This is a genomic window from Mesorhizobium sp. M1334 (assembly GCF_040317995.1).
In the GTDB taxonomy this organism is placed as follows: domain Bacteria; phylum Pseudomonadota; class Alphaproteobacteria; order Rhizobiales; family Rhizobiaceae; genus Mesorhizobium.
The window spans coordinates 291,417-317,497 of record NZ_JAMYLM010000001.1; the positions used below are offsets into that span (position 1 = coordinate 291,417).

The following is a 26,081-nucleotide window of genomic DNA, read 5'->3' on the forward strand; positions in this document are numbered from 1 at the left end:
TCGGCGACGAGGCGACAGCGAAGACTTGGCGTGGCGTTGCTGGTGTTCCGGCGCCGTCGGAAGCTTTCGCTACGGCGCGGGCAGGAAGACGACGATGTTGTCCGGCCTCGATGCGGCCGGCATGGAGACTTGGCAAGATACGCCTGTCTTGTTGTTGCCGTGATCGCAGCCTGCCCGCGCGGCCGCGACATTGTCAATGGTTCATCTCGCTTTGACGCGTGCGCTGCATCAATTAGGCGACGGCACACCGGTGACGCCCGCTCGCGCGGGCCGCGTCTGACGCTTGAATTCGAGCCCGATATGGACGAGCAGCGCGGTGACGACGACCGCACCGCCGACGATGGTGCGCGCCGACGGCACCTCGGAATGGATGAGCCAGACCCAGATCGGGCCAAGGATCGGTTCGAACGTGCCGAGCAGCGCCGCGACGGCGGCCGGAACAAGCCGGGCGCCGGTGGCGAAGAAGGCGAGGCCGAGTCCCAGATTGATCACACCAAAGGCAAAGAGAAAGCCCATGTCGTGGCTCGAGACGCCGAGGGCCGACGCTTGCGATGCCGCAAAGGCGGCCGCCAGCATCGTGCCGAGGCAAGTCGCCGGGGTCATGCGCACATGGGCAAAGCGGCGCGTGATGACGGTGGCGACCGAAAACATGACGGCGATGAGCAGCGCCAGCCCGTCGCCGATCGGCGATACCGCGCCATCGAGCGATTCCGACACCATGATGGCGACGCCGGCAATGACGGCGGCAATCGCCAACCAGGTCGCCACCGCCACCCGTTCGCGAAACAGCGCCCAGGCAAACAGCGCCGCCAGAAGCGGCACGCCGGCCTGCATCAACAGGATGTTGGCGACGGTGGTATAGGCAAGCGCGACGACGAAAGAGGTCGAGGCCGTGGCGAAGCAGAACGCCACCGCAAGGCCAGCCAGGCCCATGCCACGAAACAGCTTCAGCGTGCCACGCCAGCCGTCGCGCCAGACCATGAAGCAGAGCAGGAAGGCGGCGGCCCAGACCGAGCGCCAGAACACCACCGTCCAGCTGTCAGTGTTGTCGATGAAGCGCGCAATTGTGCCGCCAAAACTCCACATCAGCGCCGACAGGAATACCAGCAGGAAACCGACGCGTTCCCCTTGCGGCGACACGATCGGCGAGGCGGCAACCGGAGATGATGCGGTATCGGTCATGGGTGCGACTGTCGGCGAATTCGGAGCAGCACGACGTGCAATGGACGACAGAGACGTGCCTCATCCGCGTAATGCAAAGCAGAAGGCCGGGCGTGATCCAGTTCAATGTTCCGTTTGGCGCACCGATGAGGGCCCTCGCCCTCGCCCGGCGATGATCCGAGACGACCTGTCGACGATGGCTTTAGGAGGTGCCCCTGTTGCCGCGGATAAAGCGCCAGAGACCGGCCAGCGGAACCAGCAGGAGCAGGCCAAACTTTTTCAGCGCGATCAGCGCCACGACCAGAAAACCTGCTTTCGCCGCCAGCTTTCCGGCAATCAGGCCACCGACGCCAATCGCCGCAACGGTATCGACGCCCGGCACGAAATCGGCGTATGTCTTGCCGGTATTGAAGTCCGCGAGGCCAAGCACTTCATCCAGGCTTTGCCTTATCTCCGGCAATTGTTCCCCCGTCGCGATATAGCTCATCACGAAGACGCCCTCCCTGCCAAGGAAACGGACGTCGTAGTTGAGCGTATGGGCGGCATCGTTCCCAAATTGCAGCTCCTTGGCCCAGTGCAAGCGCTTGTGGGCCGCGTCATAAACCGGCGGCGACGCCCAGCCGATCAGCGTAATGGGCGCGTAGCCGTCCTTTACCCCTCTGATCGTTGCCGGACAGAGTGTCTGATTGCATATTGCGCAGCAGTTCATTGTAATCGATGGACGCGGCGTCACTGTCGTCGACGTAACCAATCTTTTCCCAGCGCAGCTCTATCCCCCAATGGCCGGCAGCTGCGAACCAGCTTACTGGTTGCCGCCGCAGGAACAGATGAGGTTCTCCGGTCGAAGATTCAGCCGCAATATTGCTGGAGCCGAATCACTGAAAATCGAATGCCGACAGCCCCGTCACCATCTCATCGAGGCCGAGCGGGCGTGTAACGGGTGGCTCGGCGCGGGCGAGGCAGCCGATGCGCTCGCACAGCCGGCAGGCAGGGCCGACCGGCGTCGCCGTCGCCGTGGCGCTCTGTCCGGTCTTGCCGATGGCGGCGGGCCTCGGCAACGCCGCTCCATAGACGACCTCGTCGCTAAAACCGATGTCGCAGCCGAGCAGCAGCGCGGTGCGGCGCGGCCGCTCGGCAAACGAGCCCTGCGGCCCCTCGAGCGTGCGGGCAATGCAGAGAAACGCTGCGCCGTCGGGCATTTCCACCGCCTCGACCAGGATCTGGCCGGGCTGGGCGAAGGCGGCATGGACCGGCAGCCTCGGACAGCCGCCGCCGAAGCGGCTTTGCGGAAAGCCGTGGCTGCCCGCCTTGCGGAAGCGATTGCCGGCACTGTCGACCTCGAGCATGAAGAACGGCACACCTGACGCACCCGGCCGCTGCAGCGTGGCCAGCCGGTTCGCCGCCTGCTCGAAGGAAACGCCGAAGCGCGACCGCAACATGTCTATGTCGTAGCGGGTGCGGACCGCAGCGGCGTGAAAAGGCTGATAGGGCATCATCAGCGCGTGCGCGGCATAGCGGCCGAGCTCGAAACGCGCCAGCCGGCGGGCTTCGTCCGTGGTCAGCTTCAGCGCCTGGATCTCGGCGGCGACAGCGACGCTCATGCGGATCAGGCAGGCCTCCATAGCCACCTCGCGCAACTGATCGAATGGCGACAGGCGCTCGGACAGGAACAGGCGTTGCGAGTGCCGGTCGTAGCGACGGCGCCAGTTGGGCATGGTGGCGACCGGCAGTACCTTGACGACGATGCCGAATTCACGCCGCAGCCAAGCCTTCAATGCACTGAACAGATCGTCGCCGGGATCGAGCACCGACGTGAATGCCTCGGCTTCCTCTTCGAGCGCGGCGAAATGATTCGGCCGGCGTTCGAAAATCTCATGCACCTCGTCGATCGGCAGCCGGGCACCGGAGAGTGCGGTGGCCTTGCCCTCACGCGCGAGCAGCTCGTTGATATCCGATAATCGCTTGGCCTGCTCGCGATAGGCGCGAAACAGTTTTATCACAGCGGCGGAAGCGTTGGGCGCCGCCTCGGCAAGCTCGATGAGTTCCTGGTCGCCCGGCAGTTCGCCGGCCAGCAACGGATCTGAAAACACTTCCTTCAAATCGGCCACGGATCCCCGCGCCTCGCCTTGCAGTTCGTGCGGGTCGACCTTGTAGACGGATGCCAGCCTCAGGATCAGCTGCACCGTCAGCGGCCGCTGGTTGCGCTCGATGAGATTGAGATAGGACGGCGAGATGCCGAGCCCTTCGGCCATCGCCGTCTGGGTTAGCCCTTTGGCGTTGCGGATGCGACGAATGCGCGGCCCGGCGAAGATTTTATGGTCGGCCAATCGACTGCCCTTGACAGAAATTTACATCCGCCGATGGCATGGCGGCCTTTACAATCATGACAGATTTACAGCTCTCATTAGTCAAACACAACACAGGTTTTCCCTTATTTTCTGGCTAGCCTGGAAGTTTACCTCGCTTGCGTCGAGCCGGCGTGTAAATGATGTCACACATGGCGCACACATTTTTCCCTCTGCGACGCCATCCGAAAACCGGCATCAAACCCGCCTGGAGTGACCAATGACCGACTTTTACAACCTTGTCCCGTCGGCGCCGCAAGGCCGCTTTGATGGCATCGAACGGCCCTATTCGCCGGAGGAGGTGAAGCGGCTGCGCGGCTCGGTGCAGATCCGGCAGAGCCTCGCCGAAATGGGGGCAAACCGGCTGTGGCAGCTCATCCATGAAGAGGATTTCGTCAACGCGCTGGGTGCCATGTCCGGCAACCAGGCGATGCAGCAGGTGCGGGCCGGGCTGAAGGCGATCTATCTGTCGGGATGGCAGGTCGCCGCAGATGCCAACACCGCTTCCGCCATGTACCCGGACCAGTCGCTCTATCCCGCCAATGCGGCGCCCGAACTGGTCAAGCGCATCAACCGCACCCTGCAGCGCGCCGACCAGATCGAGACGTCCGAAGGCAAGGGGCTGTCGGTCGACACCTGGTTCGCGCCGATCGTCGCCGATGCCGAAGCCGGCTTCGGCGGGCCGCTCAACGCCTTCGAGATCATGAAGGCATTCATCGAGGCGGGTGCGGCCGGCGTCCATTACGAGGACCAGCTGGCTTCGGAGAAGAAATGCGGCCATCTCGGCGGCAAAGTGCTGATCCCAACCGCCGCACACATCCGCAATCTCAACGCGGCGCGCCTTGCCGCCGACGTCATGGGCACGCCGACACTGGTCGTGGCGCGCACCGACGCGGAAGCGGCAAAGCTCCTGACCTCCGACATCGACGAACGCGACCGGCCCTTCGTCGATTATGGCGCTGGCCGTACGGCGGAGGGCTTCTACCATGTCAGCAACGGCATCGAGCCCTGCATCGCCCGTGCCGTCGCCTATGCGCCCTATGCGGACCTGATCTGGTGCGAGACCTCCAGGCCCGATCTAGCGCAGGCCAGGACGTTTGCCGAGGGCGTGCGCAAGCATCATCCAGGCAAGCTGCTTGCCTATAATTGCTCGCCGTCTTTCAACTGGAAGAAGAATCTCGACGACGCGACGATTGCGAAGTTCCAGAAGGAACTCGGCGCCATGGGTTACAAGTTCCAGTTCATTACGCTGGCCGGTTTCCACCAGCTCAATTTCGGCATGTTCGAGCTCGCCCGCGGCTACAAGGAGCGGCAGATGGCAGCCTATTCGGAACTGCAGGAGGCGGAATTCGCCGCGGAAGCCAATGGCTACACCGCCACCAAGCACCAGCGTGAGGTCGGCACCGGCTATTTCGACGCCGTCTCGATGGCGATCACCGGTGGCCAGTCTTCGACCACGGCCATGCATGGATCGACCGAGCACGCCCAATTCAGGCCGGCGGCGGAATAACGGAATAGCAGACAAACAGAGGGAACGCCCAAACGGGCATGGCAACACAACAGGCATGGCAACACAGGGAGAAGACCAATGGCATCGATCAGCCGCGTCAAGGAACGGGCCGAAGAGCAGGCCACCAGCATGAATGTCGACCAGCAGGCGACCATCCGAATGCTAGCGAACGATCTGCACAGGCTCAATCAGTCGGTAATGAAGGCGGTCGAGGCCGGCGTCTCGGTCGAACTGGTGCGCTCGGCACGGCACCATGGCGGCGACGGCAACTGGGGCGACCTGCTGATCCCGGTCATCGTCACGCAACGGAGCCACGACTGATGAATTCTACCGCACCGCGCCTTTTTTGAGCGCATGTTATCGCACCCCGCACGCCGCGGCTCTGCCTAGTCCGGCAGAGCCGCTAGTGCAACGATTTCAATGACAAGATCAGGCTGCGCAAGTGCTGCAACGCCGATAACTTCCGAGGGCGGCGGGTTGTTGTAGCTGCAGTGCTTCGGGCAGTGCTCGGCAAAGAATTCGTCCAGGACGTCCAGGCGAAAATTGGGAGAGCTCAGAACGCCGCCATCGGGAAATGGCCCCTTAACAAAGAAGGTCAGTCTGATGAGATGGTCGAGCGCAGTGCCAAGCTCTTCCAGGTCTGATTTGATGTTGGTGAGAATTTCGCGCCACTGCGCCGCCGCACCGCCGACGGCGCCGCCGCCGCTTTTGCCGATCGGATCGTAGTCCTCGACGGTCGCGGTGTTTCCGGAAAGATAGACAAACCCCTTTGCGCCGGTAACGACCGTACCCTTTCCCCACGGCATCAACCGGCCATTTTTGAATTTCTTGTGAGTCACGAGTTCCATTGTCATCTCCCGTCGATCAAAGAGACGTGCTTAGCCACGAGGAAGGGTAGTCCGCCGAGGCGATACGACAAGCTCGCGACAGACCTGCCTCGCCTTCATCCAATCTTTCGTCAACCCGGCTACGGCTGCGAGTTGGTCGTTCGCGCTGCAAAGCTAAAGTTCACTGGAGCCTGCCCGGTTGTGGTGCAACTTCTCCTTCGGGCGGCGACAAAGAAAGCACTTAATTTTAATTTTAATGTTTCTTGCGATATTCTCCTGATATGCCATTTGAGCTTGACATGAGCAGTGATCTCACGCCAATTACCGCTCGAGTTTCAACCCTGCATTGAAATGTTGAACAACGGCCTGCCCCGCCATGTGCCCAGCGAATCGCGATATCGAGCCTGCAAAACAGCCGCCTTTCGTTAGCCGGGACATGGAGACGCGGATGCTGCCGGATTTCTCGCGGGTGCTGGTGGTCGGAAAATCACCGATCAACCGCGTCGTGGTTTCAAAAATCGTGGAGCGGTCCGGCCTCAAACCGATCTCGGAAACTCCCGAAACCGCGGCAAAGGCCTTGCACGCGCTGATACCCGGCACTGTCGTTCTCGACGGCGGCGCGCAGAACGGGGACTGCGACGCCTTGCTGTCGGGTATCGATGCACTGCGAAGGGCGTCAGGCAGATCGCTTCCGTCGGTGATCCTGCTTTCAGTCAAGACCGGCACTCCGGAGAGCCTGGGCCTGTCGAGCGTCGTCGATGCGGTGGTCGTCAAGCCGATCACCACCGAACGGCTGCAGCCGGTGATTGACCGGCTGGTCGGGGTCGGCCGCAACTGACCTCTACAGCGACGCGCCGACCGCAGACCTGATCAATCAATCTCGCCGATACGCTCGATCAGGCCTGGTAGTTCACCGAGATTGGCTATCTGGCGAAAGCGCGGTGCTGAGACCGGCGGCTCGACATGCTCCAGCACCCAGGTCAGTTCATGCGGCACGTGGATGCCCCAACTGCCGGCTTCGATGGCCGGCACGACGTCCGATTTGAGCGAGTTGCCGACCATCATGCCCTTTTCCGGGCCATCGCCGTGGCGGCTGAAGATGCGGCTATAGGTGGCAGCGCTCTTGTCGCTGACGATTTCGACCGCATGGAACAGCGCTCCCAGTCCGGATTGCGCCAGCTTGCGTTCCTGGTCGAACAGGTCGCCCTTGGTGATCAGCACCAGGCGGTAGGCGCCGGCCAGCTTTTCCACGGTCTCGCGCGCATACGGAAGCGGCTCGATCGGATGGCTGAGCATCTCGCGGCCCGCGTCGAGAATTTCGGCTATGGTTGAGGCCGGCACCTGGCCCTCGGTGACCTCGATAGCCGTCTCGATCATCGACAGCGTAAATCCCTTGATGCCGAAGCCGTAGAGCGCGAGGTTGCGCTTCTCGGCCTCCAACAACCTTGCCGAAATCCGGTCCTCCTCGGCGTGATCGGCGAGCAGTGCGGCAAAGCGCTTCTCGGTCATGCGGAAGAACTGTTCATTCTGCCACAGCGTGTCATCGGCGTCGAAGCCGATCGTCGTCAGTTTGCGGCTGTGTTGCATGCGGCCCATTAATTGCAGCGTTGCGGGAGGCCGACCCTAAACCAGGAGGCTTTTATCCGGAAGTCGTTGTGTTTCCCCGATTATCGAGGCGCATGCCAGCCGGCTCCCCTTCCCTTCCGTCGTCGGCAACGGCTATACTCCACAATCTGCAACAAATCTGGTGATTGATGCCGCCTGCAAAAAAGGAAGTCCGTCCGTCGAGCCGCGGAGGACGTGCCCGCACGCCTGCCTTCGTGAAAAACCAACGTGGCGTCAAGAACTGGAAGGAAGTCAGCGCCTGGCTGGAATGGCGCGGCATCGAAGACATCGAATGCATCACGCCCGACCAGGCCGGGGTTGCGCGCGGCAAGATGATGCCATCGAAGAAATTCACCTCCAATACCTCGCTGGCACTGCCTTCGGCGGTGTTCATGACGACGATTTCCGGCGGCTATCCGGAGGACGGCAACGGCTTCCACTATCCGGAGGACGATGGCGACCTCAAGCTGATGCCTGACCTCTCGACGCTGACCGTGGTGCCGTGGGAGGAGGACCCGACGGCGGCGGTTATCTGCGACCTCGTCCACCAGGACGGCCGCTCGGTCGAGTTCACGCCGCGCAACGTGCTGAAGCGCGTGCTCGCCGCTTATGACAGACGCGGGCTGAGACCGGTCGTGGCGCCCGAGATCGAGTTCTACCTGGTGCGCAAGAACCCCGATCCGGACTACCCGCTCACCCCGCCTGTCGGGCGCTCCGGGCGGCCGATCGGCGGCGGCGCCGGCTATTCGATCGCCGGGGTCAACGAATTCGACGAACTGATCGACGACATCTATCATTTCTCCGAAAGCCAGGGCCTGGAGATCGACACGCTGATCCACGAGGAGGGCGCCGGCCAGCTCGAAATCAATCTGCGTCACGGCGACCCGATCGAGCTCGCCGACCAGGTGTTCATGTTCAAGCGCACAATCCGCGAGGCGGCGCTGAAGCACGAAATCTACGCCACCTTCATGGCCAAGCCGATCCAGGGCCAGCCCGGTTCCGCCATGCATATCCATCAGTCGATCATCGACAAGAAGACCGGCAAGAACGTCTTTTCGGCGGAGGACGGCTCGGAGACCGACGCCTTCTTCCACTTCATCGGCGGCATGCAGAAACATGTGCCGAACGCGCTGGTGATGTTTGCGCCCTACGTCAATTCCTACCGGCGGCTGACGCAGTCGGCCTCGGCGCCGGTCAACAACAAATGGGGCTACGATAACCGGACCACGGCCTTCCGCGTGCCCCGCTCCGACCCGACGGCGCGGCGCGTCGAAAACCGCATTCCCTCCTCTGACGCCAACCCCTATCTGGCGCTGGCGGCATCGCTCGCCTGCGGGCTGATCGGCATGACCAACAAGATCCAGGCCGAGCCGCCGGTTCTGACGACCGCCAACGAGGACCAGATCGACCTGCCGCGCAGCCTGCTCGAAGCCGTCGACCTGTTCGAGGCCGACGAGGAACTCTGCGCCCTGCTCGGCAAATCCTTCGCAGCGACCTATGCGGCGATCAAGCGAGCGGAATTCGAGACCTTCATGGAAGTGATCAGCCCGTGGGAGAGGGAGTATTTGCTGCTGAATGTGTGAGTAGTGAGTAGTCATTAGTGAGTAGTGAACGGGGCTGGATCGCACCAAGACCGTTACTGTCCGTTCCTATTCACTAACTACTACTCACCACTGACTATTTCTCTCCGCCTCTGCAAAAATCTCCGAGTCTTGGCTGCATCATGCCCTACCAATCCCCAATCTCCCCCGGCCGCTCCTGGTACGAAGACACCGCCGGGCCAAGGCCCGAATATCCGGCGCTCGACGGCGACCGGACATGCGATGTGGTGATCGTCGGCGGCGGCTTTACCGGCCTGTCGGCGGCGGCTCACCTCGCCAAGACAGGCGCGAATGTCGTGCTTATCGAAACGCATCGTTTCGGTGATGGCGCATCCGGCCGCAATGGTGGCCAGCTCGGCACCGGACAGCGGGCCTGGGCAGAGGAGCTGGAAGCGGAATACGGCTTTTCCCGCGCCAAGGCGCTGTTCGACCTGGCCGAAGAGGCCAAGGCGCATCTGCTCGACTTCGCCGCGGTGAACCAGATCGAGATCGACTATATGCCCGGCCAAATGTCGGTGGCGCACAAGAAGCGCTATGTCGACGACTACAAGGCTCATGCCGAGATCATGGCAAACCGGTTCGGTTATCCGCACATCTCATTCATGGATGCCGCGGAGACTGCCGAGCGGCTCGGCTCGACGCATTATTTCGGCGGCACCCGCGATACCGGCACCGGTCACATCCATCCGCTGAAGCTGGTGATCGGCACCGCGAAAGTCGCGACACAGGCCGGCGCAAAGCTTTTCGAGCAGACGCCGTCGACCGGCATCACCTCCGGCGGCGGCAAGGTCAATGTTGCGACGCCGAAGGGCACGATCACCGCCGCTAAATGCCTGATCGGGGTCAATGCCCATGGCGGCACGCTCGAACCCGTGAGTGCCGCGCATATCATGCCGATCGGCTCCTTCATCGGTGCAACGGTGCCGCTGGGAGCCGATTCCAAAGTGTTGCCGGGTGGCGAGGCGGTCGACGATTCGCGCTTCGTCGTGCGCTATTTCCGCAAATCGAAGGGCGGGCGGCTGCTGTTTGGCGGGCGCGAGATTTACGCGGTCAACGATCCCAAGGACATCCACATCCACATCCGCCGGCAGATCGCCGAGATCTATCCCTCATTGAAGGACGTCGAGATCACCCATGGCTGGGGCGGCTATGTCGGCATCACCGTGCCGAGAAAGCCGTTCGTGCGCGAAGTGATGCCCAATGTGATCTCGATCGGCGGTTATTCCGGCCATGGCGTCATGCTGTCGAACTTTTTCGGCAAGCTTTATGCGGAGACGGTCGCCGGCAACCGCGACCGGCTGAAGCTGATCGAGGACCTGAAAATTCCTCCCTTCCCCGGCGGCCGGCGTTTGCGCGCGCCATTGCTCTTTCTTGCGCTCAACTGGTACGCGTTGCGGGACAGGATTTAACCAGACGTTGCAGAATCCTTAACCTGGGCGCAGAATTCCCGCCAAGGGCGCAGTGATGCCACAATCGCGGGCGAAAGATGATGCTCGTGGGCAGCTGAACGGGGAATTTTGCGGGCTTGCCCGCTTTGGTTTGGGACCGATGCCGATCGAAATGCCGGCTCTCCGGCATGGGGTCGTAAGAACATCGGCCCGCAAATGGAGGTGGCAAGAGTGAGAGAGCCCTTCAGTTTCGGTGCGCCGGAACGACGGCGCCTTGCGATGCAATTCGGTTACGATATGCGGCCGACGTTCTGGCATGGGGTCCGGTCGAACGCGCATCTGGTAATCGCCGCGCTTGGCACGGCCGCACTGCTCGGCGTTGCCGCGGTGGCACTATGGCTGGCATTGCCGGCAAATGAGCGACAAGCGGCCGCAAGCCCGGAGCAGATCGTTCCGACCATCCCGGTCAAGACGACGAAGATCATGCCTGCCAAGGTCACTGCGGCGCCGCGGACGACGGGCAAGGCAGATGCGGTTTCCACAGCGGTTGCCGCTGCGGAAGCCGAGATACCAGCGCTGGCTCCCAATGATCCGCGCTGGACGGGGCCAAAGACGGCATCGGCCGCCGCCACGGCAGCATCCGACCAACTGGCAAGCCAGACCGAGCAGGCGGCCAATAAATCGTCCGCCGCGGTGGCGTTTGCTAACCCGGCAGCGAAGCCCGACGCTGCGGCACTGTTTGCCAAAGTGGCGGCTCCCGGCAGCTCGACGAAAAACACAGGGCCAGACGGTGCTCAGACCGCCGCCATCCCCACACCCAAGCCGCAACTGCCGGCGGCGCAGTCCGCGAGTGAGGACGCCGACGGTACCAAGGCAAAATCCGGAAAAGCCAATACTGCGGGTACCGGACGCATCCTGAGATCCGTCACCATGCGGATCGGCCCGAAGAAGAATGCTGCCGCCATTCTCACCGTGCCTGCCAAGACCTCGGTGCAGGTGATGAGCTGCAAGCAATGGTGCCAGATCGTCTACAACGGCAAGCGCGGCTGGGTGTACAAGAGCTACGTCAAAACCGGGGCGTAAGGCCGGCACAGCGATCGCGGGTGGCTTGCCATCAGCCAGTCCTGCGCCTGAGGACCCGGGCGTTCAAATACAACGTCCGCCGTCGACTTCCAGCGCCACGCCAGTGATGAAAGCCGCTTCGTCCGAAGCAAGCCAAAGCGCGGCATTGGCAATGTCGAGCGGCGTCGAAAGCCGGCCGAGCGGGATCGATGCGCGGAACTTCTCGCGGATCTCGGGTGTGTCGGCGCCCATGAATTTCACAAGCATGCCGGTCTCGCCGGCAACTGGGCAGAGGCAGTTGACGCGGATGTTCTTCGGCGCGAGTTCCACTGCCATCGATTTGGTCGCGGTGATCGCCCAGCCTTTCGATGCGTTGTACCAGGTGAGGCCAGGTCGCGGCCTGATACCGGCCGTGGAGGCCGTCGTCAGGATGACGCCACCGCCTTGCCGGTCCATGACCGGCACTACGGCAAGCGCTGCGTGGTAGATCGCCTTCATGTTGACAGATGTGATCAGGTCGAAGGTCGCTTCGTCGACTTCCAGCATGTCACCGTTGCGATGGGTGTAACCGGCATTGTTGACCATGATGTCGATGCGGCCGAAGGCGCTCATTGCGGCATGGACCATGTCGTCGAATTCGGACCGCAGCGAGACGTCGGTCTGGGTCCAGATCGCCTTTTCGCCGATCTCCCCGGCAACGCGCTCCGCGCCCTTGGCGTTCAGATCGGCGACGACTACCCGCGCGCCCTCCTCGGCAAAGCGCCTGGCCATGCCCTCGCCAAAGCCCGAGGCAGCGCCGGTGATGATGGCAACTTTGTTTTGCAGGCGCATGCTTTTCTCACTCATCGTTGAAGGCGAGCGGCGACGCCTTTGGCCGGGCCATCGAAAAGATGTGCGTCCATCGCCGATTTCTCCTTTGGCTTTCGCTGCCATCCGGCACTATGCTGCACCTGCGAAGGCTCCGGAAGCATCGCTTGCCGACAAGCCTCCGGCTAGCGCCCGTGTCAAGAGCACACGCGGATGTGACGCAATGGCACTGGCAAGTTTAAATCGATTAGATTATATCAGCCGCGTTATCGCGACCGGCGTCACAGCGGACAGACCATGACCAGCCAGATCATTCCCGTCGACCCCTTCGACTTCATCATTTTCGGCGGCACCGGCGACCTGTCAGAACGTAAGCTTCTGCCGTCGCTGTACCACCGGCAGCGCGACCACCAGTTTTCCGAGCCGACGCGCATCATCGGCACATCACGTTCGAAGATGACCGACGAGGAATTCCAGTCGTTCGCCAGGCAGGCGATTGCCGATCATGTGAAGCCGGAGGATATCGACGCCACGGAACTGAAGACGTTCCTCGCGCGGCTCTCCTATATCCCGGCAGATGCAACCACAGGTGCGGGCTTCGACAGGCTGAAGAAGGCGATCGGCGACAGCGAACACATCCGCGCTTTCTATCTGGCGGTGGCGCCGGCGCTGTTCGGCGACATCTCGCACAAGCTGAAGGAGCACGGGCTGATCACGCCGAATTCGCGCATCGTGCTGGAAAAGCCGATCGGCCGCGATCTCGCTTCGGCGCGCGCGCTCAACGACCTGGTCGGCGACGACTTCCATGAAAGCCAGATTTTCCGCATCGACCACTATCTCGGCAAGGAGACGGTTCAGAATTTGATGGCGCTGCGCTTTGCCAACGCGCTCTACGAGCCGCTTTGGAATTCCGCCAATGTCGATCATGTGCAGATCACCGTGGCCGAGACGGTCGGCCTGGAAGACCGCGTCACCTATTACGACAAGGCCGGCGCATTGCGCGACATGGTGCAGAACCACATGCTGCAGCTGCTCTGCCTGGTCGCGATGGAGGCGCCGTCGTCGATGGACGCCGATGCTGTCCGTGACGAAAAGCTGAAGGTGCTGCGGGCGCTGAAGCGCATCAACGGCAACGAAGCGCCGAAGCACACGGTGCGCGGGCAATATCGTGCCGGCGCCTCGGCCGGCGGGCCGGTGAAAGGCTATGTCGAGGAACTCGGCAAGAACAGCAACACCGAGACTTTCGTTGCGCTCAAGGCCGAGATCGGCAACTGGCGCTGGGCGGGCGTGCCGTTCTACCTCCGAACCGGCAAGCGGCTTGCGACCCGCGTTTCGGAGATCGTCATCGAATTCAAGCCGATCCCGCACTCGATCTTCGGCGAGAGCGCCGGGCCGATCTCCGCCAACCAGCTGGTCATCAGGCTGCAGCCCGACGAAGGCGTCAAGCAGTTCATCATGATCAAGGATCCGGGGCCGGGCGGCATGCGGCTGCGCCAGATTCCGCTCGACATGAGTTTTGCGCAATCCTTCGACGGCCGCGCCCCCGATGCCTATGAGCGGCTGATCATGGACGTCATCCGTGGCAACCAGACGCTGTTCATGCGCCGCGACGAGGTCGAGGCGGCGTGGAAATGGATCGACCCGATCCAGGACGCCTGGGAAAGCGGCAGGCAAGAGGCGCAAGGCTACACCGCCGGCACGTGGGGCCCCTCGGCCTCGATTGCGCTGATCGAACGCGACGGGCGGACATGGCACGAGAGCAATTAGGCGGCGCCTACAACTGGCACGAATTTGCCGGACGCCAGGAGCTGGCGACAGCGCTTGCGGGCCACGTCGCCGGCCGTCTGTCAAAGGCGATCGCCGAGCGCGGCACGGCACTGCTCGCGGTCTCGGGCGGCACGACGCCGGCGAAATTCTTCGCGGCGCTTTCGACCGTTCCGATCGCCTGGGAAAAGGTGACGATAACATTGGTCGACGAGCGCTTCGTGCCGCCCTCATCGCCGCGCTCCAATGCCGGCCTGGTTGCCGCCAACCTGCTGCAGAACGCGGCCGCGGCCGCGAATTTCGTGCCGCTCTACCGCGCAGCGGCAAGTATCGAGGGCGCAGCGGTCTCCGACAGTGAGGCGCTGCAAGTGCTGCCCTGGCCACTCGACGTCGTTGTGCTCGGCATGGGAACTGATGGCCACACCGCCTCGTTCTTTCCGGATGCCGACAACCTGGCAAGATTGCTCGATCCGTCGTCGCAAAGGATCGTGCTTCCGGTTCACGCGGCAAGCGCCGGCGAGCCACGGCTGACGCTGTCATTGGCGCGGATCATCGATGCCGCCTTCATCGCGCTGCATATCGAGGGCGCGGAAAAACGCACCGCATTCGAGGCCGCGCTTGGAACTGGAACACGAAAGCCCATTCGCGCCGTGCTCGATGCCACTCAAAAGCCCGTAGAGGTTTTCTGGGCACCCTGATCTCAACTTGGCTGCAGGTCCCGGCAACAGCCGGAAGGTATTTGCGGGACCTCGCCTGAAAGGACCGACCGCCATGACCGCAAGACGCGACATCGAAGCCATCACCCAGCGCATCCGTGAGCGCTCCAAGCCCGGTCGCGAGGCCTATCTCGGCCGCATCGCCGAAGCCTCGAACCGCACGGCCAACCGGGCCGTGCTGTCCTGCGGCAACCTGGCCCACGGCTTTGCCGTCTGCAGCCCTTCCGAAAAGGTGGCGCTTGGCGGCGACCGGGTGCCGAACCTCGGTATCATCACCTCCTATAACGACATGCTGTCGGCGCATCAGCCTTTCGAGACATTTCCGGCGCTGATCAAGGACGCGGCGCGCGAGGCCGGCGGCATCGCCCAGGTGGCCGGCGGCGTGCCGGCGATGTGTGACGGCGTCACCCAGGGCCAACCCGGAATGGAGCTGTCGCTGTTCTCGCGCGACGTGATCGCCATGGCCGCGGCAATCGGCCTGTCGCACAACATGTTCGATGCCGCCGTCTATCTCGGCGTCTGCGACAAGATCGTGCCGGGGCTGGTGATCGCGGCGCTGACCTTCGGCCATCTGCCGGCGGTCTTCATCCCGGCCGGGCCGATGACGACCGGCATTCCGAACGACGAAAAAGCCAAGATCCGCCAGCTCTATGCCGAGGGCAAGGCGGGGCGGGCCGAACTGCTCGAAGCGGAATCAAAATCCTATCACGGGCCGGGAACCTGCACTTTCTACGGTACCGCCAATTCCAACCAGATGCTGATGGAGATCATGGGCCTGCACACGCCTGGCGCTTCCTTCGTCAATCCCGGCACGCCGTTGCGCGACGCGCTAACCAGGGAAGCGACGAAGCGGGCGCTGGCGATCACCGCGCTCGGCAACGCCTACACGCCAGTCGGGCGGATGATCGACGAGCGCTCGATCGTCAATGGCATCGTCGGCCTGCACGCCACCGGCGGTTCGACCAACCACACCATCCACCTGATCGCCATGGCAGCGGCGGCCGGCATCGCCGTTACCTGGCAGGACATCTCCGATATCTCGGAAGCGGTGCCGCTGCTGGCGCGGGTCTATCCGAACGGCCTTGCCGATGTGAACCATTTCCACGCCGCCGGCGGGCTCGGCTTCCTGATCCGCGAACTGCTCGACGCAGGCGTCTTGCATGAGGATGTGCAGACTGTGTGGGGCGAAGGGCTGCGCCCCTACGCGGTCGAGGCCAAGCTCGGTGCAGACGGCGGCGTCGTGCGCGAGGCCTCCCCGCGCCAAAGCGGCGACGAGAAGGTGCTGGCACCGTTCAAGAAGGCGTTCCAGCCGAGCGGCGGGCTGAAAGTGCTTTCAGGCAATCTCGGCCACGCCGTCATCAAGACATCGGCGGTCAAGCCGGAGCGGCGCATCATCGAGGCGCCGGCCAAGGTGTTCGATAGCCAGCAAGGGCTGAACGAGGCGTTCAAGGCGGGGTCGCTGACCGGCGACTTCATCGCCGTCATTCGGTTCCAGGGTCCGAAGGCCAACGGCATGCCGGAATTGCACAGGCTGACCACCGTGCTCGGCATCCTGCAGGACCGCGGCCAGCATGTGGCGCTGGTCACCGACGGCCGCATGTCGGGCGCTTCAGGCAAGGTGCCGGCGGCGATCCACGTGACGCCGGAAGCGGCGGAGGACGGGCCGATCGCCAGGATCCATGACGGCGATATCATCAGGCTCGACGCCGAGGCCGGGACTCTCGAAGTGCTGGTGCCGGCCGGCGACTTTGCCCTGCGCCGGCCCGCCGACAGCGACCTCATAGGCAATGAATTCGGCTTCGGCCGCGAGCTTTTCGCCGGGTTCCGGCAGTTGGTGGGCCGCGCCGACCATGGCGCCAGCGCCTTCGGTACAGCGTGATCTTTTTTCGGCAATAAGGAAGAGCGGCTGACGGCTGCTCTCCCCTGGATCTATTGAACCGTCAGTTCGGCTCGCACGCCGGCCCTGACCGTTACCGTGCCTTCCTTCGAGCTGTTGTCCGATTTCTCCGAAACCACCGCGTAGTCACCGGCCGACAGGGTGGCTTCATACTTCTGGTCATAGGCGTAGCCGACCGACTTGCGGGTTCCGTCGATGTTCTTCCTGGCCTCGAATATCTCGATCTTCGAGGCCCCTGGCGCGGTTATCGTCAGCATGCCGGCGTTCATCGCGATCTTCAGATCCTGATGGTCGCCGACCTTGACGCTGAACGGCTGCTCGGCAACCGCAAGGTCGACCGTCGCGACCAGCACATAATCGTCGGGCGGCAGATCGAACTTGCTGTCCGGACCGTAGGCATAAGTCACCTCCCGCCTGGTTCCGTCGACGCTCTTTTTCGCCTGGAGCACCTTGAAGCCGACGCCCGAACCCTCGGCCTTGTCGCCGCCGGCAGCATAATAGGCGTTGGCGACGATACGCCCGACGCCGACGATGACGTCCTTGTCGATGACCCTGCCGGCGGCAAGCGGGATCGTCTCGGTAACCATGCCCTGGCCGATCGTGACGGTCACCTTCTGGTCGCCGGCCGGCAGCACGACTTTCGTGTCGCCGTAATAGGTCGGCGGGGTGTCGACGCCGGGATAGCCGACTACGACAGCCGCGCCGCCGTCAACGTCCGCTCCTTCGCTTGGCCTGGGGTGGATGACCAGCGTGCCGGCATTCAGGTTGAAGTGCGGCTTGGCGACCTGGCCAGGCTCGATCTTGATCTTCTGTTCGGCCCTGGCCTCGCCGGCGCGTGCGACGACGATATAGTCGCCCGGCTCAAGATTGCCCTTGTAGGCGCCATATTCAGTGGTGACGGGATCGCCGCGCGTGCCGTCGGAATTTGCCTTGTAGATCTCCCAGGCATTGCCGTCGGTGACGGGATCGCCACCCTCGGCAAGCACGACGGTGGGCACGAAATTGGACTCCGCCGGCTGCGCGGGCGCCGGCTGGGGAGCAGGCTGCGGGGCGGGAGCCGGTTCAGGGGCGGGCGGCGGAGGCGCGACGGTCTCGACGAGGGCGTCCTGCAATGCCTTTTCATCCGACGCTTCGATATATTTGCCGCCGGTGTTGTCGGCGAGGCAAGCGACCTGCTTGCCCTCGGCCGCCGTCAGGCCGAAGCCGACGACATTGACGGTGAAGTCGACGCCGGCAGCCTCCAGTTCCTTGCCGAGCGCACAGGGGTCGCCGTTGCATGTCTCGATGCCATCGGTGATGAGAACGACCGTCGCCTTGCCCTCGGTGTATTTCAACGCCTCCGCCGCTTGTTTGACGGCGGCGGTCAGCGGCGTTTTGCCCTGAAATTTCAGGCTGTCGGCCGCGGCTGAGATCGCACTGGCCGAGCCGGCCTGCGGTGGCACGATGAGTTCGATGTCGTCACAACTGGCCTTCTCGCGATGGCCATAGGCCATGAGGCCGATTTCCTCGTCGTCCGGGACCGATTGCAGTACGTTCCGCAGCGATTGACGGGCGATTTCGAGCTTGGGCTTGCCGTCGATCTGCGCCCACATCGAGCCGGAGGCATCGAGAACGATAATGACGCGATCGGCGGCGAAGCCGAACCCCGTCATCCACAGCAGCAGGGTCGCCGCCGCGGCGCTCCGCACAAATCCCACCATCGAATATTTCCCCATCAGTCGCCGCCGCTCGGCGCCGGAAAGCTATTTGACGCCGCGTCGCGACACAAGCCCGGCTCGAGCACGAAGCTGCGCCGCCGCTGTACAAAACCCTCAATAGGTCGTGCGGCGTTCCTCGGAAGGCGGCCGGCCGAACTGCAGCCGATAGCTCTGGGCAAAGTAGGAATGCGAGGTGAAGCCGGTGGCGATCGCCACGTCGAGGATCGGCATGTTGGTCTGGCGCAGCAGTTCGCGCGCCCGCTCGAGCCTAAGCCGCATATAGTAGCGCCCGGGCGTCACGCTGAGATGGCGCAGGAACAGGCGCTCGACCTGGCGCACCGACAGGCCCGCCGACTTGGCAAGCTGCACCGCCGACAGCGGCTCGTCGAGATGGTCGGCCATCAGCTCGACGATGCGGCGCAGCTTCTCCGACTTGCCGGTCAGGTCGCGCTCCGGGCCGACGCGCTGGCGGTCACCGGCCGAGCGGATGCGCTCATGCTGGAACTGGTTGGCGACGCCATTGGCGAGGCTCGAGCCGAAATCACCGCGCACGATCTCCAGCATCAGGTCGATCGAGGTGGTGCCGCCGGCGCAAGTGTAGCGCTTGCGGTCGATCTCGAAGACATTGCCGGTGCAGTTGATATCCGGAAAGCGTTCGAGGAAACCGGCGCGGTTTTCCCAATGGATGGTGCAGCGATAGCCATCGAGCTGGCCTGCCTCGGCAAGCAGATAGGAGCCGACCGAAAGCGCGCCGAGCGCATTACCGCGCCGGCCCCAGCTGCGCAGCGCTGCCAGCACCTTGCTCTTGCCGGGAAATTCCGTCGTCAGCCCGACCGAGACGAACAGGATATCGACCGGCGGCAGATCGGCGACGGCGTAGTCGATCTTGAGCGGCAGGCCGTTGGACGCCATGACGGCATCGCCGTCGGCCGACACCGTCGTCCAGCCATAGAAATCGCGGCCGAGCAGCCGGTTCGCCGACCGGAACGTGTCGATTGCCGCGGCCAGCGAGAACATGGAGAACTTGTCGACCAGCAGAAACCCGAACTGCCGGCCGCCCTGAACGGGATCATTGGTGACCGGCCGTTCTAAGGGAACAGTGAGGTTCGGCAAGGACGCTGCTTTCTGGTCAGAAGGAAGGCCGTTTCAACCCGGCCGCGAGATAGGCGGAAGCTAGCGTGTTGGCCATCAGCATGGCAATGGTCATCGGTCCGACGCCGCCAGGCACCGGCGTGATGGCGCCGGCCGCCGTCGCCGCGTCGGCAAAGGCGACATCGCCGACGAGGCGGGTCTTGCCTTCACCCTTCTCAGGTGCGGCGATGCGGTTGATGCCGACGTCGATGACGGTTGCGCCAGGCTTGACCCAGTCGCCCCGGATCATTTCGGGCCGGCCAACGGCGGCAACCAGGATATCGGCGGTGCGGGCAAGCGCCGGCAGGTCCCTGGTGCGGCTGTGTGCGATGGTGACGGTGCAGTTGGCGGCAAGCAGAAGATTGGCCATCGGTTTGCCGACGATGTTCGAACGCCCGACGACGACCGCATTGAGGCCGGACAGGTCCTTGCCGCGCACCCGTTCGATCAGCAGCATCGAGCCGGCCGGCGTGCAAGGCACGAAGGCGGTCTCGAGCTCGCCGGTGCCGAGCTTGCCGACATTGATGAAGTGGAAGCCGTCGACATCCTTCTCCGGCGCTATGGTCTGGATGATCTTGCCGGCGTCGATATGGCCGGGAAGCGGAAGCTGCACCAGGATGCCGTTGATGGTCGGATCGGCATTGAGCTGGCCGATGATCTTCAAAAGGTCCGGCTCGGAGGTTTCGGCCGGCAGCGTGTGCTGAACCGAATGGAAGCCGCATTCCTTGGCGGTGCGGGATTTCGAGGCGACATAGACCTGGCTCGCCGGATCCTCGCCGACGATGACCACCGCGAGACCGGGCGGCTGCCCGCCGTTTTCCGCTAGTTCGGCGGTCAGTGTCTTGACCCGCCGCACCACGTCTTCGGCGACGCTTTTTCCGTCAATCAACTCAGCCATGAACCACCCTCGACGCCTATTGCTAAGCCTGCCGCATCCATGCGGCGTGCTCCAGATATGTTTTTATGCAGGTCGTTGCCCAGAACCATGCGCGGGCGGGCGGACATGCAGCGCGGCATTTTCACGAAAATCGAGCCGGGCAATCCCGTCAATGCGCCGTCCCATGCCGTTAACTCGAAACCGGCATGTTTTATTCGACGCTCAGAAATAGCGGCGATGCGTGCGGTTTTCGGTGAGCTCGCGAACCGCCTCGCGGAATTCGCGCAGGCTGGCGCGGATTTCCTCGATCTGGCTTTGCAGATCGGCGGCTTCCGAGGCCTGAATTGCGTCCCTCGACCAGGCCTGAGTATGGGCCGAATGCGGCGGCGTGGGTTGCTGTGGATACGGTGCCCGACCGGCATAGAGCGGCTGCGGGTAGAAGGCAGGCGACATGGCTGCGCTTGAATTTGTCGCGGTGGAAGTCTCACCCGACGTCATCTCCTCCGGCGCTCCGCCAGGCATGAGCCGGCTCAGCGCCGACAACACGGCACTGATCGGACCAGGACGTTTGGTGCGCGCGACCTCGACCGGCAGAGCGGGAGGCGGCGCTGCCGGGTATGCGGCGCGATCGGCGGAGCCGGCATCGGAGCCGCCAAGGGAGCCAGCGGGGTCGAAAAACCGATCGGCAGCTGTAGCCTCTTCCATCAGCATGGTGCCGGCCTTTGGCTCATCAGGATGGGGCTGGCTTATGCCGGCAGCTGCCAACAGGATCGGGCTGGCACGCGCTTCGCGGCGCGAGCGGGCCAGACGATGGCGTGTGGCAGCATCCTCGCGCCATGACGGGGCTGTACGGTCCTCCAGGGAAACCAGCGCTGCTTCGTCTTCGTCGCGCGCTGCCTCGACGAACGACAGCAGGGACTGCTCGTTCCTCCAGTGTTCACGATTATTCCTATAAGCCATGGTTTCTGAAGCTTCCCCCTCGGGCTGGGACGTCGCGACCGCCACTGGTTAAGCGATGCTAAACACGCATAGAAAATAAAAGGTTAATGTGATCGCCGCGCGCCTGCGCGACTACATGCGCATCCAACCGCACGGTCCGGGTTTCCGCCTGATCACGGTCCCAACGGGGCTTCCCCGCCCTGCCGCGAACGGCTATGGGAAGCCATCTCTATGGGAGGCTTTCGATGACGATCAGGCTTGTTCTCGCCGGTTGCGGCAATATGGGCTCCGCCATGCTTTCGGGCTGGCTGAAAGCCGGCAAGCTCGCTCCGGCTGCGGTGTTCGTGGTCGAGCCCAATGCCGAGTTGCGCAAGCGTGCCGAAGCACTGGGCTGCTCTGCTGCCGCGGACGCCGGCGCCATCCCGGCGGACGCCGTGCCGGCCCTCGTCGTGATAGCGGTCAAGCCGCAGGTGATCCGCGACGTCACGGCTGGCTACATCCGCTTCAACGATGGCCGAACCACTTTCCTCAGCATCGCCGCCGGGACGCCGGTCGCTACGTTCGAAGGCATTCTCGGCGATCGCGCGCCGATCCTGCGCTGCATGCCCAACACGCCGGCGGCGATCGGCAAGGGCATGATGGTGGTGTTTTCCAACAGGCTGGTTTCCGAGGACACCAAACGCCTTGTCGCCGACCTGCTTTCGGCAAACGGGCAAGTGGCCGATATCGCCGACGAGGGCCTGATGGACGCGGTGACGGCGGTCTCCGGGTCGGGGCCGGCGTATATCTTCCACTTCATCGAGGCGCTGACCGTGGCCGCCGAGAAGGCCGGCCTGCCTGGCAAGATCGCGAAGCTCCTGGCCATGCAAACGGTCTACGGCGCCGCCTCGCTGGCCGCCGAAAGCGGCGAGGAGCCCGGCGTGCTTAGACAGCAGGTGACCAGCCCCAACGGCACCACGGCTGCCGCGCTTGCCGTGCTGATGGGCGAGGACCGTCTGACGCGCCTGCTCACGGAGGCGGTGGAAGCGGCGCGGCTGCGGTCGATCGAGCTGGGGAAGTAACAGCCGATTGCGGATTACGCGAGATCGGTATGCGAAAAGTCGTTGCCCTTGTAGAGCAGTGCGGAGCCATGACTTTTTGCGCAAGCGTAAGAAAGGCAGTCGGCTAAGTTGAGCTGGGCGGGATGTCCGCGCCCCTTTCCGTAATCTGAAAATGCATGGATCGCGAGCTTGGCATCGCTGGCGTCGATAGGCACAATTTCGATTTCAGCCTCGCGAAGAAACGCCTCTATCGCATCTCCGGCGACAACCGGCGGCACGGCAAGCATCGTCGAAAGCCGCATCGCCGCTTCAAGCACTGCCAACGCCGAAGTCATTCTTGCGGGCGCTGCCTCGATGCGGTTGCTCCACTCGCCGGCATCCTCTTCGCCTGAAAGAATCGCGACAACCACGGAGGTGTCGACGAACATCAGGAATGGCCCCACATCTCATCGATCTCATCCTTCGTCATAGCCCGACCGTCTTGGCCTGCCTTGGCCTTGAAGTCGTTGGCAATGGCAGCAAGCCGCTCGGCCAAGGGAATGCGTCCGCTCTCCCGCTTCAACTCGGATTCAAGCGCTTCGATGACCGCTTCCGTCATCGAAATCTTGCGTTTGGCAGCAAGCTCTCGCGCCAGTTCGCGTGCGCGCGGATCCCTGATCTGAAGATTCATGTAATCGCCTCCGCCTTCATCGTCACTACAATATAGAGAATTCGTCATGACAACGCCAGTGCTCGGCCGGAGGCGATTGCGACGGCTCACCGGTCGAGAGCCTTACGCTCCATACAGCATCCCGTCCTGCAGCCGGCGCAAGGCGAACAGCCTGGTCGTCGGGTCGGGCGCGGCATTGTCGGCGGTGAGCAATTCGCCTTTCCGCACCTGTTTCAGCACCTTGCCGCCTTCGAGCAGGCCGACGGGCACGGCGCGATGGGCGCGGGCTTCTTCGACGGTCATGGCCCAGGAGCGGTAGCAGGTCTCGCCGATCGCATCGAACGTCTCGCCCGTCGCCAGATCGCGCTTGGCCACGGCGCAGACCTCGGCCACCGGCCGTGGCAGCGGCACCATGTCGGGCTTGCCATAAAGCGCGATGCGAGCGGCCGTCAGCGGCACTTCCAGCGAGGTCAGATGGTAGGGCCTGAAGAAGCTGTAATAGGGGCCGTGGCCGATATGCAGATCGTCCATGCGCTCGATGATACGCGGATGCGTCGCCTCGACGACTACGAAGACGCCGGGCGCCACGCCCTTGCCGACGGTGTAGTCGACGACGCCCTTCTTCGACAGGATGCCGCCCTGCTCGCGCGGGATCAGCACCTTGACCAGCTCGTCGCGATCGGCCTTGGGGCCGTGCATGCCGGGAACGTCGGGCACCAGCCCGGTGGCGTTGGCAATGGCGCACATCTCGACCATGGTTTTCGAGCCGTCGACGAACTCGACCAGCATGCGCGGATTCATGTTGCGGCGTAGCGCTTCCTCGCGATAGTCGTCGGGAACGGCGTCGTGGTTGAGCGGGTTGTTCTTGCCCTTGCCGGCGGAAACGATGGTGTAGCCGAGCGCCGAAGCGAACTCGATCAGCTCCATGCAGCTCGACGGCTCGTCGCCGGCGCCGACCGAATAGACGACGCCGAGCCGGTCGGCCTGCTGCTTCAGATAGCAGCCGATAGTGACGTCGGCCTCGACATTCATCATCACCAGATGCTTGCCGTGCTGCATCGCCATCAGGTCGAAATCGGCGGCGACGCCGGGCTTGCCGGTAGCATCGATGACGACATCGATAAGCGGATTGGTGACCAGCATTTCGTTCGAGGTGATGGCGATCTTGCCGCTTTCGATCACCTGGCTGAGCTTCGACGGCGTATCGGCCTCCCGTGCCATCGCCTCGTCGCCATAGGCGATGCGGATGGCATCACGCGCCGTATGCGGGCGGCGCGTCGAGATCGCGCAAACCGAAATGCCCGGCATCAGCATGCCTTGCGTCACCAGGTCGGTTCCCATCTCGCCGGAACCGATGACGCCGATGCGCACCGGGCGGCCTTGTGCGGCGCGCTTGGCAAGATCGCGGGCAAGCCCGGTCAAGGCGACATTGGTCATGCGATAGCGTCCATTGCTTTAAGTCTTTGTTTTGTGCATGTCGCTGTCCCAAAACCGCGGCACACTTGGGCAACATGCATCAGGACGCGGGAATAGCAGGGAACGGTAACGGTTTGCCAACGAAACCGGCCGCCGGCGGTGTTTTCTTGCGCTTGGCCCCAAAATCGGATTGCTTTCTGTGAAGACAATGCACCCGGCCAAAGTGTTACCGACGGTCCTGTGGGCCCAACGTCCGCGTTCTCAGATCTTAGAAAATGCCTCTCAGGGTACAACCGGCGAACGGGTGCAGCAGAACCGCTAAGCGCCGTTTGAATGGATCACAGCCAAGAAATGGACGGAAATTCTTAGTCATTCCTTTATGCATCCCGGCTTAAATGAGGAATGGACTGGCGTGCCCGTATCTTCAGGCGTTTTTTCTGCATGCGACGAACCGGCAAGAGTGGCAACGTTGCCACCATTTTTGCCCTGTCGTTGCCGATCGTCGTCGGCGGCGCGGGTCTCGGCGTTGAGACTTCTTACTGGTATTACAGCGGCCTGAAGCTACAAGCGGTGGCGGATGCGGCAGCCTATGCTGGAGCTTTGGAAAAGGTTTCAGGATCCGACAAACCAACGATAGTCTCCGCCGCGACATTGTCTGCGACAACGAATGGCTGGGACCCGTCGACAGGCACAATCGAAATCTTCACGCCCCCGTCCTCCGGCCCGAATGTGGCCCAAAAGGCTGTCGAGGTCATCGTTCATCAGACCCTCGATCGGTTTTTTACATCGATATTCACGCAAAATGCGGTCGGCGCACAGGCAAGGGCGGTGGCTCTTATCACCGACGCCTCAAAGGCCTGCGCTCTAGCTCTCAATCATTCCGCTCCGAAAGCGGCGCTCTTTTCCGGCAGTTCGAATCTCAAACTGAACGGCTGCGTCGTGATGTCGAATTCGATAGCCGCGGACGCCATCAAGCTTCAGGGATCGGCAAGCCTTCAGGTCGATTGCCTGGTATCGGCAGGCGGTGTTTCGTTGAGCAACCCCGTGACGACCGTGTGCGCCAGGCCGATGACCCAGGCGTTGCCCGCTGCCGATCCTTTTGCCGACTTGCCGGCGCCACCGGCCACGAACCCCTGTCGAAACAGCAATCAGTCGGTGTTGCAACCTGGAACATACTGCAGGGGGCTCAGCTTGAGCGGCAATGTAACGCTTTCGCCCGGGATATACGTCATTCAAGGCGGTGATTTCAAAGCGAACTCGAACGCGAATATTTCCGGCGACGGAGTCATCATTTATCTGGCCGGCAGCTCCGGCGTCAGCATGAACGGCACGGCCACCGTCAAGCTCAGCGCACCAACGTCGGGCACCTATTCGGGGGTGCTGTTTTACGGCGACAAAGCCAACCTGACTGGATCGAACACGGTTAATGGCACGGCAGATTCGCTTTTGACCGGCGCTTTGTATTTTCCAACGCAAGACGTTAATTATCTCGGCAATTTCTCGGGCAAAGGCGGTTGCACTCAGGTCGTCGCCAATACCGTGCAGTGGTCCGGCAACGCGAACGTCAATCAGGACTGCACGAGCCTTGGAATGCGAGACATTCCGGCCACGCAATCCATAAAGCTTGTCGAGTAATCTTCGTGACAGGG

25 protein-coding genes are annotated in these 26,081 nt (G+C 62.9%); 11 read left to right on the forward strand and 14 right to left on the reverse strand.

Annotated elements, in window-relative coordinates; genetic code table 11:
• Nucleotides 1–228 precede the first annotated feature (228 nt).
• From NKH17_RS01420 to NKH17_RS01435, 4 genes are all read right to left on the reverse strand, one after another.
• Complete coding sequence (locus tag NKH17_RS01420) at nucleotides 229–1,182, reverse strand: DMT family transporter (RefSeq protein WP_352898049.1); 954 nt, start codon at nucleotides 1,180–1,182, stop codon at nucleotides 229–231.
• A 181-nt stretch (nucleotides 1,183–1,363) separates the two neighbouring features.
• Nucleotides 1,364–1,870: a DUF2167 domain-containing protein gene (locus tag NKH17_RS01425; RefSeq protein WP_352806238.1), complete on the reverse strand. Its 507-nt coding sequence runs from the start codon at nucleotides 1,868–1,870 to the stop codon at nucleotides 1,364–1,366.
• Entirely contained in the window at nucleotides 1,758–2,021 is a 264-nt protein-coding gene (locus NKH17_RS01430; RefSeq protein ID WP_352806241.1) for a DUF2167 domain-containing protein, read from the reverse strand. The genes NKH17_RS01425 and NKH17_RS01430 overlap by 113 nt, the downstream gene beginning before the upstream one ends.
• A 15-nt stretch (nucleotides 2,022–2,036) precedes the next feature.
• Nucleotides 2,037–3,488, reverse strand: coding sequence for a helix-turn-helix domain-containing protein (locus tag NKH17_RS01435; protein ID WP_352898051.1), 1,452 nt, complete (start codon nucleotides 3,486–3,488; stop codon nucleotides 2,037–2,039).
• Nucleotides 3,489–3,726: 238 nt separating this feature from the next.
• Between NKH17_RS01435 and aceA the strand changes: the two genes are divergently transcribed.
• Nucleotides 3,727–5,016: an isocitrate lyase gene (gene aceA / locus NKH17_RS01440; RefSeq protein WP_352898053.1), complete on the forward strand. Its 1,290-nt coding sequence runs from the start codon at nucleotides 3,727–3,729 to the stop codon at nucleotides 5,014–5,016.
• A 78-nt stretch (nucleotides 5,017–5,094) separates the two neighbouring features.
• Complete coding sequence (locus tag NKH17_RS01445; protein ID WP_023719402.1) at nucleotides 5,095–5,337, forward strand: SMc00767 family acetate metabolism repressor; 243 nt, start codon at nucleotides 5,095–5,097, stop codon at nucleotides 5,335–5,337.
• A 65-nt stretch (nucleotides 5,338–5,402) separates the two neighbouring features.
• On the opposite strand, the gene NKH17_RS01450 is transcribed toward NKH17_RS01445, so the two are convergent.
• Complete coding sequence (locus NKH17_RS01450) at nucleotides 5,403–5,864, reverse strand: RidA family protein (RefSeq protein WP_254819286.1); 462 nt, start codon at nucleotides 5,862–5,864, stop codon at nucleotides 5,403–5,405.
• 427 nt (nucleotides 5,865–6,291) lie between these two features.
• Here NKH17_RS01450 and NKH17_RS01455 point away from each other — a divergent pair, with 427 nt between their 5' ends.
• Complete coding sequence (locus tag NKH17_RS01455) at nucleotides 6,292–6,681, forward strand: ANTAR domain-containing protein (RefSeq protein WP_352475853.1); 390 nt, start codon at nucleotides 6,292–6,294, stop codon at nucleotides 6,679–6,681.
• Between the two features lie 32 nt (nucleotides 6,682–6,713).
• Here the strand turns inward: NKH17_RS01455 and NKH17_RS01460 are convergent, their stop codons facing one another.
• Nucleotides 6,714–7,430, reverse strand: coding sequence for an HAD family hydrolase (locus NKH17_RS01460; protein WP_352898055.1), 717 nt, complete (start codon nucleotides 7,428–7,430; stop codon nucleotides 6,714–6,716).
• A 167-nt stretch (nucleotides 7,431–7,597) separates the two neighbouring features.
• On the opposite strand from NKH17_RS01460, the gene NKH17_RS01465 reads away from it, so the two are divergent.
• The 3 genes from NKH17_RS01465 to NKH17_RS01475 all read left to right on the forward strand — a co-directional run bounded on the left by NKH17_RS01465 (nucleotide 7,598) and on the right by NKH17_RS01475 (nucleotide 11,520).
• Complete coding sequence (locus tag NKH17_RS01465; protein WP_352898057.1) at nucleotides 7,598–9,031, forward strand: glutamine synthetase family protein; 1,434 nt, start codon at nucleotides 7,598–7,600, stop codon at nucleotides 9,029–9,031.
• Between the two features lie 140 nt (nucleotides 9,032–9,171).
• A complete protein-coding gene (locus NKH17_RS01470; RefSeq protein ID WP_352804056.1) occupies nucleotides 9,172–10,458 on the forward strand; it encodes an NAD(P)/FAD-dependent oxidoreductase in 1,287 nt (428 codons plus the stop codon).
• 258 nt (nucleotides 10,459–10,716) lie between these two features.
• Nucleotides 10,717–11,520: an SH3 domain-containing protein gene (locus NKH17_RS01475; RefSeq protein WP_352804053.1), complete on the forward strand. Its 804-nt coding sequence runs from the start codon at nucleotides 10,717–10,719 to the stop codon at nucleotides 11,518–11,520.
• Between the two features lie 63 nt (nucleotides 11,521–11,583).
• On the opposite strand, the gene NKH17_RS01480 is transcribed toward NKH17_RS01475, so the two are convergent.
• Nucleotides 11,584–12,330: an SDR family oxidoreductase gene (locus tag NKH17_RS01480; RefSeq protein WP_352804050.1), complete on the reverse strand. Its 747-nt coding sequence runs from the start codon at nucleotides 12,328–12,330 to the stop codon at nucleotides 11,584–11,586.
• A 273-nt stretch (nucleotides 12,331–12,603) separates the two neighbouring features.
• Here NKH17_RS01480 and zwf point away from each other — a divergent pair, with 273 nt between their 5' ends.
• From zwf to edd, 3 genes are all read left to right on the forward strand, one after another.
• Nucleotides 12,604–14,073, forward strand: coding sequence for a glucose-6-phosphate dehydrogenase (gene zwf, locus NKH17_RS01485; RefSeq protein WP_352472717.1), 1,470 nt, complete (start codon nucleotides 12,604–12,606; stop codon nucleotides 14,071–14,073).
• Nucleotides 14,055–14,768, forward strand: a complete 714-nt coding sequence (gene pgl, locus NKH17_RS01490) for a 6-phosphogluconolactonase (protein ID WP_352804046.1) — start codon at nucleotides 14,055–14,057, stop codon at nucleotides 14,766–14,768. The genes zwf and pgl overlap by 19 nt, the downstream gene beginning before the upstream one ends.
• A 73-nt stretch (nucleotides 14,769–14,841) precedes the next feature.
• Nucleotides 14,842–16,665: a phosphogluconate dehydratase gene (edd, locus tag NKH17_RS01495; protein ID WP_352804043.1), complete on the forward strand. Its 1,824-nt coding sequence runs from the start codon at nucleotides 14,842–14,844 to the stop codon at nucleotides 16,663–16,665.
• A gap of 50 nt (nucleotides 16,666–16,715) precedes the next feature.
• On the opposite strand, the gene NKH17_RS01500 is transcribed toward edd, so the two are convergent.
• The 4 genes from NKH17_RS01500 to NKH17_RS01515 form a co-directional block, all read right to left on the reverse strand.
• Nucleotides 16,716–18,383, reverse strand: a complete 1,668-nt coding sequence (locus NKH17_RS01500; RefSeq protein ID WP_352898061.1) for a vWA domain-containing protein — start codon at nucleotides 18,381–18,383, stop codon at nucleotides 16,716–16,718.
• 111 nt (nucleotides 18,384–18,494) lie between these two features.
• Nucleotides 18,495–19,493, reverse strand: coding sequence for a GlxA family transcriptional regulator (locus NKH17_RS01505; protein WP_254820541.1), 999 nt, complete (start codon nucleotides 19,491–19,493; stop codon nucleotides 18,495–18,497).
• Nucleotides 19,494–19,509: 16 nt separating this feature from the next.
• Nucleotides 19,510–20,409 (reverse strand): bifunctional methylenetetrahydrofolate dehydrogenase/methenyltetrahydrofolate cyclohydrolase FolD, encoded by a 900-nt coding sequence (folD, locus tag NKH17_RS01510; protein WP_352806214.1) that lies wholly within the window; start codon nucleotides 20,407–20,409, stop codon nucleotides 19,510–19,512.
• Nucleotides 20,410–20,610: 201 nt separating this feature from the next.
• Nucleotides 20,611–21,348 carry a hypothetical protein gene (locus tag NKH17_RS01515; protein WP_352806217.1) on the reverse strand — a complete coding sequence of 246 codons (738 nt, stop codon included), beginning with the start codon at nucleotides 21,346–21,348 and terminating at the stop codon, nucleotides 20,611–20,613.
• Nucleotides 21,349–21,572: 224 nt separating this feature from the next.
• On the opposite strand from NKH17_RS01515, the gene proC reads away from it, so the two are divergent.
• Entirely contained in the window at nucleotides 21,573–22,388 is an 816-nt protein-coding gene (gene proC / locus NKH17_RS01520; RefSeq protein ID WP_352806220.1) for a pyrroline-5-carboxylate reductase, read from the forward strand.
• 14 nt (nucleotides 22,389–22,402) lie between these two features.
• On the opposite strand, the gene NKH17_RS01525 is transcribed toward proC, so the two are convergent.
• The 3 genes from NKH17_RS01525 to NKH17_RS01535 form a co-directional block, all read right to left on the reverse strand.
• Nucleotides 22,403–22,795, reverse strand: a complete 393-nt coding sequence (locus NKH17_RS01525; RefSeq protein WP_352898064.1) for a type II toxin-antitoxin system VapC family toxin — start codon at nucleotides 22,793–22,795, stop codon at nucleotides 22,403–22,405.
• Complete coding sequence (locus tag NKH17_RS01530; protein WP_254820546.1) at nucleotides 22,795–23,037, reverse strand: type II toxin-antitoxin system VapB family antitoxin; 243 nt, start codon at nucleotides 23,035–23,037, stop codon at nucleotides 22,795–22,797. The genes NKH17_RS01525 and NKH17_RS01530 overlap by 1 nt, the downstream gene beginning before the upstream one ends.
• Before the next feature lie 102 nt (nucleotides 23,038–23,139).
• A complete protein-coding gene (locus NKH17_RS01535) occupies nucleotides 23,140–24,453 on the reverse strand; it encodes an NAD(P)H-dependent oxidoreductase (protein WP_352806226.1) in 1,314 nt (437 codons plus the stop codon).
• A 381-nt stretch (nucleotides 24,454–24,834) separates the two neighbouring features.
• On the opposite strand from NKH17_RS01535, the gene NKH17_RS01540 reads away from it, so the two are divergent.
• Entirely contained in the window at nucleotides 24,835–26,067 is a 1,233-nt protein-coding gene (locus NKH17_RS01540) for a pilus assembly protein TadG-related protein (RefSeq protein WP_352898066.1), read from the forward strand.
• Nucleotides 26,068–26,081: the final 14 nt, after the last annotated feature.

Excerpts from the sequence above, each read along its gene's own strand:
- aceA (WP_352898053.1), top strand. The coding sequence starts at position 3,727 with ATGACCGACTTTTACAACCTTGTCCCGTCGGCGCCGCAAGGCCGCTTT.
- NKH17_RS01525 (WP_352898064.1), bottom strand. The coding sequence starts at position 22,795 with ATGTTCGTCGACACCTCCGTGGTTGTCGCGATTCTTTCAGGCGAAGAG.
- edd (WP_352804043.1), top strand. The coding sequence starts at position 14,842 with ATGACCGCAAGACGCGACATCGAAGCCATCACCCAGCGCATCCGTGAG.
- NKH17_RS01530 (WP_254820546.1), bottom strand. The coding sequence starts at position 23,037 with ATGAATCTTCAGATCAGGGATCCGCGCGCACGCGAACTGGCGCGAGAG.
- NKH17_RS01460 (WP_352898055.1), bottom strand. The coding sequence starts at position 7,430 with ATGCAACACAGCCGCAAACTGACGACGATCGGCTTCGACGCCGATGAC.
- NKH17_RS01455 (WP_352475853.1), top strand. The coding sequence starts at position 6,292 with ATGCTGCCGGATTTCTCGCGGGTGCTGGTGGTCGGAAAATCACCGATC.
- proC (WP_352806220.1), top strand. The coding sequence starts at position 21,573 with ATGACGATCAGGCTTGTTCTCGCCGGTTGCGGCAATATGGGCTCCGCC.
- NKH17_RS01515 (WP_352806217.1), bottom strand. The coding sequence starts at position 21,348 with ATGGCTTATAGGAATAATCGTGAACACTGGAGGAACGAGCAGTCCCTG.
- NKH17_RS01450 (WP_254819286.1), bottom strand. The coding sequence starts at position 5,864 with ATGGAACTCGTGACTCACAAGAAATTCAAAAATGGCCGGTTGATGCCG.
- NKH17_RS01480 (WP_352804050.1), bottom strand. The coding sequence starts at position 12,330 with ATGCGCCTGCAAAACAAAGTTGCCATCATCACCGGCGCTGCCTCGGGC.
- NKH17_RS01465 (WP_352898057.1), top strand. The coding sequence starts at position 7,598 with ATGCCGCCTGCAAAAAAGGAAGTCCGTCCGTCGAGCCGCGGAGGACGT.
- NKH17_RS01540 (WP_352898066.1), top strand. The coding sequence starts at position 24,835 with ATGGACTGGCGTGCCCGTATCTTCAGGCGTTTTTTCTGCATGCGACGA.
- pgl (WP_352804046.1), top strand. The coding sequence starts at position 14,055 with ATGGCACGAGAGCAATTAGGCGGCGCCTACAACTGGCACGAATTTGCC.
- NKH17_RS01535 (WP_352806226.1), bottom strand. The coding sequence starts at position 24,453 with ATGACCAATGTCGCCTTGACCGGGCTTGCCCGCGATCTTGCCAAGCGC.
- NKH17_RS01475 (WP_352804053.1), top strand. The coding sequence starts at position 10,717 with ATGCAATTCGGTTACGATATGCGGCCGACGTTCTGGCATGGGGTCCGG.
- NKH17_RS01500 (WP_352898061.1), bottom strand. The coding sequence starts at position 18,383 with ATGGTGGGATTTGTGCGGAGCGCCGCGGCGGCGACCCTGCTGCTGTGG.
- NKH17_RS01420 (WP_352898049.1), bottom strand. The coding sequence starts at position 1,182 with ATGACCGATACCGCATCATCTCCGGTTGCCGCCTCGCCGATCGTGTCG.
- NKH17_RS01425 (WP_352806238.1), bottom strand. The coding sequence starts at position 1,870 with ATGAACTGCTGCGCAATATGCAATCAGACACTCTGTCCGGCAACGATC.
- folD (WP_352806214.1), bottom strand. The coding sequence starts at position 20,409 with ATGGCTGAGTTGATTGACGGAAAAAGCGTCGCCGAAGACGTGGTGCGG.
- NKH17_RS01470 (WP_352804056.1), top strand. The coding sequence starts at position 9,172 with ATGCCCTACCAATCCCCAATCTCCCCCGGCCGCTCCTGGTACGAAGAC.
- NKH17_RS01445 (WP_023719402.1), top strand. The coding sequence starts at position 5,095 with ATGGCATCGATCAGCCGCGTCAAGGAACGGGCCGAAGAGCAGGCCACC.
- zwf (WP_352472717.1), top strand. The coding sequence starts at position 12,604 with ATGACCAGCCAGATCATTCCCGTCGACCCCTTCGACTTCATCATTTTC.